Genomic DNA, 9091 nt, shown 5'->3' on the forward strand with positions numbered 1-9091 from the left:
TGTTATGATGATGCTGTTATGACAGCTCTCTATTTTGCGCTCGCCAATTTTGGCGAATGTTAATTTGCTCTTTTATGTGATTAACAATCCAATCTTTAAAACAAGATGTGATCTTTAAACGTATGTTATCGATATTTTCAAACGACTAAATTTAAAACAATGTGATTTGTGCTGTGATAAAAACGTATCATAAAATTTATGAACTGTTATGAATGATATCGGCTTTTCATTTTATTTGAATACACACATGCGTTATAATATTTACATCATGATTTGCTTTTTATGGTCTATTCATACATGCCAATCTTATATAAAAAATGGTCAAATGAATCACGTATAAAAATGTGGATTCTTAAGTGGATTCATATAAAATAACTTCACACAACCTATTGACTTTATTGTGTTTTTTGATATTATACTGAGTACTATCTCTGATAAACGCAATGGAGAGAGAATGAGTTGAATCTGATAGGCTTTATCCGGCGTGGGATAAAGATGTAATTTCCTATCAAAATAACTGTAACAAACCGGCGTTCCTTGCTGCTCTGATGATAACAAAGGCTCTAAAGAAACATGGTCCTTACATTCCAAGGCAAACTTATGATGTTGATCAGAGCTTAGATAAACGTTTTTTATTTTAACAGCTGTTTCAATAGGGCGGGTAGCGCTTGCATCATAAACACCTTGTCCCGCCCGTGTCTCAAACACCACATCACGGCTTTCGTTAAAGTAAAAGGTCTCCCGTTCACAAAAACGAATGGCTGCAAAAATGCTTTCTTGGATTTGTTGAACATACTCATCGGCTATGTCATCAATCTCATCTTGAATGACCGACACTAAGTGCGAAAGTGTTCTCTTATGACGATAAACATCTCGCTTTACAGGTATCGGTCCTCCAGTCTTAACCCGAATATAATGACGTGTCATCAAAATACCTTTCAGTAAAAATTATTACTATTGATATTATATAGTTTGTGTAGTATAGTACTCAAATGGTATTCATTCATAAAACGATAGAATTTGATACTTGGCTTAAGAAACTTAAAGATAAAAGCGTTAAGGCTATTATTCTTCAACGTATTGTCCGCTTAAAACAGGGTCTTTTCGGTGATGTTAAATTCTTTAATGGCATAGGTGAATTACGTATCCATTATGGTGCTGGTTACCGAATTTATTTTACCCAAAAAGGCTCTGATTTTATCCTTTTGTTATGTGGTGGAGATAAATCAACGCAGAAAAAAGATATTGAACAAGCATTAAAGTTAAAAGAGGAGTACAGTAATGAAAATAACCCCCTTTAAACCAGAAGAATATCTTGAAGACATTGAGGTACAACAAGCATTTCTTAATGAAGCCTTTAAAACCGGTGATGCCTCTCATATAGCAGATGCCCTTGGTATTGTTGCACGTGCTCAAAATATGAGTGCCTTAGCAAAAGAAACCAATCGCGAACGCAGTGGATTATACCGCTCTTTAAGTAAGACTGGTGACCCTAAACTTTCTACCTTAGTCGCTGTCTTATCTGCCCTTAATTTGCAACTCTCTGTACAGTCTTCTACTTCATAAACTGAGAGGGAGTTAATAAATCTCTCCCCTCAATTTCAGTGATTGGTTACAAATTCAACGACTATACTTGCTTGACCAGCTTGTACTGTCTTATCAGCTTTAGCATAGAGAGTGACCTCTTCATCATAAGGGACAAATTCCTTCTGATTGGTGGGCTTAACCTCTTTTACTGCCTGTTGTTTGATTTCTACTTCACCAAACTCAGTCCCTCCAGCAGTGCTGCCTATTTTTACCTTCGCTTCTGAAAATGCCGTCTTAACAAACACTTTAATTGAAGTAATCAAAGCACCACGAGGTAGCGTGCCTATTCTCATAGCGTTTTCTTTATCTTCATAGCTAAAATTAAGCCGCAAAAAGCTTACCTGCTGGGTATGAAGATTTCTCCCTTGCAAGGGCTGTGGTAAATAATCTGCCATGTCTTATCCCCTCAATGATTTGTTACGAATTGCACAACCACAATACATTCACCAGCATCGGTGGTTTTGTCTCGTGTTGCATAAAGGGTCATCTCCTTATCATCTGCAACAAAAGACTTTTGATCTGTTGGCGTAAAATCTTGCGTGCCTTGGGCTTTGATGTCTTTTTCACTGAACTCATTGCCTCCATAGGTGCTACCTATCTTTAATTTTGCCTCAGAAAATGCCGTCTTGACAAAAGCCTTCATCGAAGTGATCAAAGCGCCACGGGGTAATATCCCAATTTTCTCCGTAAGATGCTTATCTTTATGCGAGATATTTAACCGCAAAAAACTTACCTGTTGGGTATGTAGATTTCTGCCCTGTAATGGAGGGGGTAATTGATCTGCCATGTCTTGTTTCCTCCCTATGATTAATTATCAGGTTCACCACTGTAGGTGGGGATAACAATCGTTCCAAAATCTTGCGCTGCTTGAGAGCTATTTGGAAATTTGAAACGGGTTTTCTTCATGCCAATCAGTGTTTTCGCAGACAAACCATAGTAACGTTGATAGTCGAAATGCTCTTCCACCAATTTATAGCGATTGACATTGCGATTATTTCCAAAAGCCATAACGATACTTTGTGCTCCAAGAAAAACAGCACGACGCACACTTTTTTTCGCTGTATGATCGGTAGATTTAACCCCATGGGTGACATGTTCAGATTCACGTAAAATCACACCATTATACATGCCTAAAGAACCATCAAAGATTGGGTTTTGCGCACGAGAGCCTGTGTAAGCAGCTTTCTGAATATCAAGCCACTGACCAGTCTCTGTATTGGTACGCAATTGCATCACTTGTGTTGGATGCAAATAGAGAACATAAACACTCTCCCCATTCACACGTACTGGTCGAATTTTGGGATTAGCAAGTTTCGCCATTTTTACAGCTTCGTCAATAAGCTTCAAACTAAAGCTGTGTTTTGGCGCTTCACTTAGCTCTTCATCCTTGGTTTTACCATCTGGACGGATAATTCGCTTACTACTTGGTGCCAGAGGTTCATTAAATCCATAATGCACATTCTCGATATCTATCATCCGATCTTCAAAAGAGATTGTCCTTGCTGTATATCCGCAAGCTTGAATGAAAAACATCAAGCTTAAGCGATCTGCATACCAATCAACTAAGCCATCTTTTGCTTCGTCACGCAAATCAAACGTTGTACGTTGTTGCGCTATACTACCTTCATTTTCTACACGAACTGCATGCGAAAGCTCGTCAATATAGAGTCTGTCATGAAGGAATTGTAATGCCTCTTCATTCCCCTCAAGCGTCTGTCCTGAGGTAACTCCCCGTCCCAAAAGCTGTGTACGTAAGCTAAATGTAACACAATCCCCTCTGCCCTTCTGTGTTTCAGTTTTAAGTTGAATAATGCTGTTTGAACCCCTGCCTATAAGAGGGGCAATAGGTATCGCCTTTGAAACTTCTGTATTTAATAATTTTGACCACGTGCTTATCGCATGAGGATCATCTGCTCTAACTGTTGTTAATGCCATTGATTTTACCTTTCTTTGCTGTAAAAAAAACCGGCTTAAAAGCCGGATCATAGCCCTGTATAAAACAGACTAATTTCTATAAAATGCACTCTTAATACCCGTTACCTGCACCGTGTAATTGCCGAAAAATCGCTTTATTTTTCGGATTTGATATCCAAACGTCAAATTCTTCTTCTGACATCCTATCAATGCTTGCTAAAGTCATTGGTCCAGTACTCCCTCCTCCACCAGATGCTGTCAAAGTCCGCGCAGAATTCTGCCGACTTTGAAGTTCTGCAACTTGATTATTCGCTTGCACTGCTTGGTTCTGATAGCCAAGATTTTGCGCTATTCTATAAATCTCTTCTGCCGGATTGAGATCTCTTTGTGCACAAGTCGCTACAATCGTACGCAATTCATTCCTTATGATCTCAGAAATTGTATTTGGATCTGCATACTCAGGATAAAGTGACGACCAAGAACTCAATTCCTTCGCACGCTTCTCATAAAGAAAATTTGCCGCATCACCAAAATCACTGGATTTATTTTGAAACGACTTAACAGAATTATTAAAAAATTCACCAAGACGTATATCATGCTGCTGCTGTTCCTCAGCTTGTCTTAGCGCTTCTTTCTGTTCCCTAATATACGCATCCTGCTCTCGAATCTTTTTTCCCATCCAACTCATATAGCCAATAATGTCTTGTGTAGGGTCTGGGGGTGCATTTTCACCTTCAACCATTGGCGTCTGGGACTGGGGTTCATAAAGCTTGACAAGCGCTTCACGAGCTTGTTTGGCTTGTTGCTCCATACGCTGCTGTTCTATACTAGGAACAATCTCTGAAGGTTTTTCAACGGGCTGTGCAACCGGCTCTGGAGACGTAATGTCATCATTATCAATCGTTTCACCATCATAAGTGCCAGCATCAAAAGAGCTCTCATCATCAAAGACCGGTGCTCCAACTCTGTAATCTTCATTCATAGCTTCGTTCATTTCTGCATTCATTCTCTAACCTCTCTCAAATGCTTCTTCCTCTGTATGTTGCCGCTCTTTCACGCATGATTTGATTTTGCGCTCGTTCATTAAGAATACGCTCCCGTTCAAGCTCATGCTTCTGTTGCATCAATTCAGCTTCCAATTCTGCTCTCTTTTGACGCATAACCAATTCAATCTGCTTGCCTTGTAAATCCATCTGTTGCATCTGACTTTTAGCCGCAATATCTTGCTGCTTTTCCTGCAACTTCATTTCTTGTTCCGGATTCATTTGCTGTTGTTGGGCTTGTTGTGCCATTTGCTGCTGTTGCATCTTCTCACTTACACGATTGAGTAATGACGCAGGCAAGGGTGAGTAACGAAGCAAATCAAGCATAATATCCGGTGTTACAGCATTTTGAAGCAACGGTAATAATTGCGTGATAATACCAAAGGTGCGCTCTTTCTCATTCGGGCTGGTTGGAGCATCATCGACAACAATGTCATACTCGACACTCGTTACTTCTTCACGCGTCAATGGAATATATTGCGCATTCTCCTCACCAGATATCCGTACCAAACGCCCATCGGACAAGTAATTCTGTATAAGGTGCAAAATAATCTTACCTTGCCGCTTGCGATACAAACGTAAGCCATCAAACAGACAAGCAAGCAGATTTAAACTGGATTGGCGTCGTTGTGCCTCCAAAATACCCGCTTGTGTCACTTCTCTTGTGCCAATGAATTCGGGCGATAAACCCGTCACCTGATTAATTGCTTCCTTAGCTTCATTAAACAGCTGGAAAAAGCCCTCTGGAAACTGTGCTACAGGCTTTGGTTGTATCTTGCCTTCTGCAAGAGCGCCATCTTCAGCAACTAGCAACGCATCAGCCCGCGCCCAATCTTGCATAGCCTGCCTGATGTCCTTAAACGCCCCTTCCTCGACAATAAGCCCCCCTTTGGATTGGCTATTAAGGATATACATCACTTGACTGAAATATTTATTCGCCCACCGTTGTGGATCTTTTGTCGGGCGCACAACCCCATAAAATTGCCGTTCTATCTTGTCAAAATACCCCGTTATACACTCCCAACCCAATTGACCAGCTGGAACTAAAGGTTGATCGGGGGATTCAAGCAATTTTCTCCCTAAAAAAGCACGTTTTACGACCTTTTTATTGAAAGCTGCCCCTTGGATATCGGGCATCATGCACTGGAGCTGCTTAAATTCTTCTTCGCTATAATCACGAAGTTCTCCAGTGCTTAAATCGGGCGCTTTGTAATATCGCTCGCTTTCAAACCAACGGCATTCAACAAGCGTTCAAGGCATTGATTTATAATCATAATCTAGCGTTATTCATATTGAATGAGAACCCTGAATAACGTAAGATTCTCTCATCTTAAATCTGTGTATCTTGAATCAATCAAAATCACTTGCTTGCACGTCACAAGCGGGGTTGATGTGTGGGTAAAAACTATAGCAGAAAGGAGTAAAAATGGTTCTTATGAATCGTCTTAATGCAAGATCTGTCGCAACATTGGGAACTGGCAAATATAATGATGGTGCCGGCTTGCTTCTTCATAAGCGTAAAGATGGAGGTGCTCAATGGCTGTATCGTTATACCATTCATGGGCGGCGTCGCGAAATGGGCTTGGGTGCTTTAAGAGATGTCTCTTTAAAACAAGCCCGTGAATTGGCAACTGGGTGGCGGGCTGTTTTACGTGAAGGGCGTGACCCTATTAAAGAACGTGAAAAACAAAAGCGTGAGGCAATAAGCAATCTCCATTACTTAAAAGATATTGCACTAGATACTTTTGAAACTCGTAAAGCTGAATTAAAAGGTGATGGTAAAAATGGTAAATGGTTTACACCTTTACGCCTTCATATTCTCCCTAAATTAGGCTGTTTACCCGTTTCAGAGATTACGCAAACAGAGATACGCAATACCCTTTCTCCCATTTGGCATACAAAGGCTGTAATTGCTCGAACAGCATTGATACGTCTTAATCTTTGTCTCAAACATGCGGCTGCATTAGGTGTAGATGTTGATTTACAAGCTGTAGAAAAAGCAAAAGCTCTCTTAGGAAAACAACGCCATAAGGTCACTAATAGACCAGCCATGGATTGGAGAGAGGTTCCGGCTTTTTATCAAACGCTTTGTCAAAAAACAGCTATAACACAACTGGCTTTGCGTTTGCTTATTCTGACAGGTGTTCGTACCAATCCTTTACGTCATATTCATAAAGATCAAATTGATGGGGATATATGGACCATACCTGCTGAAAATATGAAAGGCAAGCGTGATACAACAAAAGAATTTCGCGTGCCTTTATCAACTGAAGCATTAGACATTTTAAAACAAGCACGATTGCTTTCTCGTAATGATTTCTTTTTTTCTGCTAAAGGTCGCGGTCCCCTCGCTGAGAAGTGTATGGCTCAATATATGAGAGACAATAAACTTGAAGCCTGCCCGCATGGTTTTCGCTCTAGTTTACGCGATTGGCTTGCTGAAACAACCGATGCTCCCTATGAGGTCGCTGAAACTATTCTAAGTCATACAGTAGGAGGACAAGTAGAGCGCTCCTATCGTCGCACTGACTATCTAGAACAGCGCCGTGTCTATATGGATAAATGGGCGGCTTATGTCACGAGTCAAACCTAAAATATGGGGTGAATAACCCCATTATCTGTGGATAACTTTAGCTCTCTTCTCTCTCATTCTCTCTCAATAAGACTCATAAATTATCACATTAGAAATTGTATAATAAAATATTGTTTTCTATGAATAAAACATCTTTCTAAATGAACCAAAATGTGGTTAATAAATGGTTATGATTTGTTACCATTTTTTTATAGTGAAAGGATTTTAGTATGACAGAAAATGCTATTCTTTTAACAGACCGTGAAAGTGCAAAATTGCTTCATATGAGTGTTTCAACATTCCGCCGTCATGTAACCAATGGCTCTCTCCCAAAACCTTTAAAATTTGGCTTTTTATCCCGTTGGTTACAATCAGATCTTTTCAATGTCATCGAGCAAGCAAAACAGCAACGTTATAACGACGCGGCATAAAAAGAAAACCTTGTCACGTAAGAACGGACAAGGCTTTCTCTGCTGAAGCAAGACTTAAGGTTCGCATTCAAGTTGTTCTGAATGTTTTTTACAATAAGGGCTATTTAAGCGTCTCTCAACACTTCGCTGAGGCATGACAGCACCAGGACGACATATGGGAAGGTTGTCTGATTTATGGTTCTCACACCAATCTTGTATTGTAAAGCTAGGGCGAAAACCTGATTGCGCCATACACATTTCAATACTGGCAAATTGATTCAAATCTAGCGCCACAACCTTATTAAGGTCCGGTACTCCACATTCTAAAAGTATTTTATTTCTCCATAATGCTGGAGAAAGTGAGGGAATTGAATTAACACATCCAGTAATACTTAACAGAGCTATACAACTCAATAGTTTTAAGATTTTCTTCATTATTCCCCTCTTTCAATGGATTTATTTACAATAAAAAAGCTCATAAGCCTGTTGATATTTCCCGTCACCGCTGCTTAAAACAACGGTGAACAATATTGAGATGTTAGATTGAGAAAACAATCCCGCCATTCCAAGCGAAGGCAAGGATGGCGGATTGTTAATCATCACAAACAGCAAAACTTAAGGCTGGCATTTGCGACTATTTTTATATTTTTTACAAAACGGGCTGTTTAAGCGCTTCTTGACACTGCGCTGTGGAACAACAGCGCCTGGACGACAAATGGGCAAGTTTTTCTCTTTAAAAGTATAACATGGCCCTCCCGCTCTTGCTACCTCTTCATCTTTATAGCGAAACCCTGATTGAAGCATGCAAGCATAAATTGTTGCTTTTGCATTAATGCTCTGCTTTCTGTTTTCTGGATCGACATCATAAGGCGTTGGCATGCCACATTCTAACAAGGCTTTTCCTACCTCTGTAAAATTAGTAACACCATTTTTCTCCCACGCGCTCAAATACCCTCCAGGAGTTTTATTAAACTGACATCCTGCAATACCTAATAAAGTTACAGCACCTAATAGCTTTAGAGTTTGTTTCATTTTTTACTCCATTATTTAATTCAAGGTTTTTGTTCACGATGAGATGTGCCATAGCGCCATGTACACTTATCACTCGCATCTCCAAGGCAAGTATGGGAGCTTATGGGATTCATGATCACTCTCCACCATTCTGTCCACCAGTTACTACCAGCAGATATTGTCTCATAAGCATAGCCATTGCCACCAATCAATCTGCTTACAACGTCAAATCTATGCCCATCAAAACCAATAGTGGTTTGTTTGCCACCACTCACATAACCTAACAAACCGGATGCCGCCAAAACATTAGCCGCTGGTCCATGGAAACTGATCGTTGTATTGCCTGCTACATCATTTACACCTTCTTGTTTGAAAGAATTCATCATATTAAAGCCTGTCAAACTGCCACGACTATGGGCATCAAAATGCAATCCCGTGTTACCATAGCTATACATCAAATCTTTTGCTTCTTGTGTGGAATTGGTCAAACCCCAAAAGTTATTTTCCATAAACTTCTGATAGCCCGCGACTAGAAGTTCTGAGATAGCAGAATC

The 9091-nt window shown here is 40.1% G+C and carries 12 protein-coding genes and 1 pseudogene; 4 read left to right on the plus strand and 9 right to left on the minus strand.

The window, feature by feature from the left end; all coding sequences use genetic code 11:
• Positions 1-330 precede the first annotated feature (330 nt).
• Positions 331-927 carry a hypothetical protein gene (locus tag ACFINE_RS08595; protein WP_375621738.1) on the minus strand — a complete coding sequence of 199 codons (597 nt, stop codon included), beginning with the start codon at positions 925-927 and terminating at the stop codon, positions 331-333.
• Between the two features lie 65 nt (positions 928-992).
• On the opposite strand from ACFINE_RS08595, the gene ACFINE_RS08600 reads away from it, so the two are divergent.
• Together ACFINE_RS08600 and ACFINE_RS08605 are read left to right on the plus strand one after the other, a co-directional pair.
• Entirely contained in the window at positions 993-1301 is a 309-nt protein-coding gene (locus tag ACFINE_RS08600) for a type II toxin-antitoxin system RelE/ParE family toxin (RefSeq protein WP_375621739.1), read from the plus strand.
• The gene (locus ACFINE_RS08605) at positions 1282-1566 is read left to right on the plus strand and encodes an addiction module antidote protein (protein WP_375621740.1); all 285 of its coding nucleotides are present in this window, start codon (positions 1282-1284) and stop codon (positions 1564-1566) included. Before ACFINE_RS08600 ends, ACFINE_RS08605 begins: the two co-directional genes overlap by 20 nt.
• A gap of 35 nt (positions 1567-1601) precedes the next feature.
• Here the strand turns inward: ACFINE_RS08605 and ACFINE_RS08610 are convergent, their stop codons facing one another.
• The 5 genes and pseudogenes from ACFINE_RS08610 to ACFINE_RS08630 all read right to left on the minus strand — a co-directional run.
• Positions 1602-1982 (minus strand): hypothetical protein, encoded by a 381-nt coding sequence (locus ACFINE_RS08610; protein ID WP_375621741.1) that lies wholly within the window; start codon positions 1980-1982, stop codon positions 1602-1604.
• A gap of 11 nt (positions 1983-1993) precedes the next feature.
• Entirely contained in the window at positions 1994-2374 is a 381-nt protein-coding gene (locus tag ACFINE_RS08615; RefSeq protein WP_252619690.1) for a hypothetical protein, read from the minus strand.
• Positions 2375-2394: 20 nt separating this feature from the next.
• Positions 2395-3522, minus strand: coding sequence for a N4-gp56 family major capsid protein (locus tag ACFINE_RS08620; protein WP_015856180.1), 1128 nt, complete (start codon positions 3520-3522; stop codon positions 2395-2397).
• Between the two features lie 91 nt (positions 3523-3613).
• Positions 3614-4507, minus strand: a complete 894-nt coding sequence (locus ACFINE_RS08625; protein ID WP_375621742.1) for a hypothetical protein — start codon at positions 4505-4507, stop codon at positions 3614-3616.
• 13 nt (positions 4508-4520) lie between these two features.
• A pseudogene (locus tag ACFINE_RS08630) lies at positions 4521-5795 on the minus strand (phage portal protein); the annotation flags it as partial.
• 175 nt (positions 5796-5970) lie between these two features.
• On the opposite strand from ACFINE_RS08630, the gene ACFINE_RS08635 reads away from it, so the two are divergent.
• Both ACFINE_RS08635 and ACFINE_RS08640 read left to right on the plus strand, forming a co-directional pair.
• The gene (locus tag ACFINE_RS08635) at positions 5971-7137 is read left to right on the plus strand and encodes a tyrosine-type recombinase/integrase (RefSeq protein WP_375621743.1); all 1167 of its coding nucleotides are present in this window, start codon (positions 5971-5973) and stop codon (positions 7135-7137) included.
• Between the two features lie 209 nt (positions 7138-7346).
• A complete protein-coding gene (locus ACFINE_RS08640; RefSeq protein WP_375621744.1) occupies positions 7347-7547 on the plus strand; it encodes a helix-turn-helix transcriptional regulator in 201 nt (66 codons plus the stop codon).
• 54 nt (positions 7548-7601) lie between these two features.
• Here ACFINE_RS08640 and ACFINE_RS08645 read toward each other — a convergent pair whose 3' ends face one another.
• From ACFINE_RS08645 to ACFINE_RS08655, 3 genes are all read right to left on the minus strand, one after another.
• Positions 7602-7961, minus strand: a complete 360-nt coding sequence (locus ACFINE_RS08645) for a hypothetical protein (protein WP_375621745.1) — start codon at positions 7959-7961, stop codon at positions 7602-7604.
• Between the two features lie 180 nt (positions 7962-8141).
• A complete protein-coding gene (locus tag ACFINE_RS08650; RefSeq protein WP_375621746.1) occupies positions 8142-8558 on the minus strand; it encodes a hypothetical protein in 417 nt (138 codons plus the stop codon).
• Between the two features lie 20 nt (positions 8559-8578).
• The coding region (locus ACFINE_RS08655; protein ID WP_375621747.1) for a filamentous hemagglutinin at positions 8579-9091 on the minus strand (513 nt) is incomplete at its 5' end.

The sequence above is a fragment of the Bartonella sp. AA97HXZ genome, from assembly GCF_042196985.1.
Taxonomy (GTDB): domain Bacteria; phylum Pseudomonadota; class Alphaproteobacteria; order Rhizobiales; family Rhizobiaceae; genus Bartonella.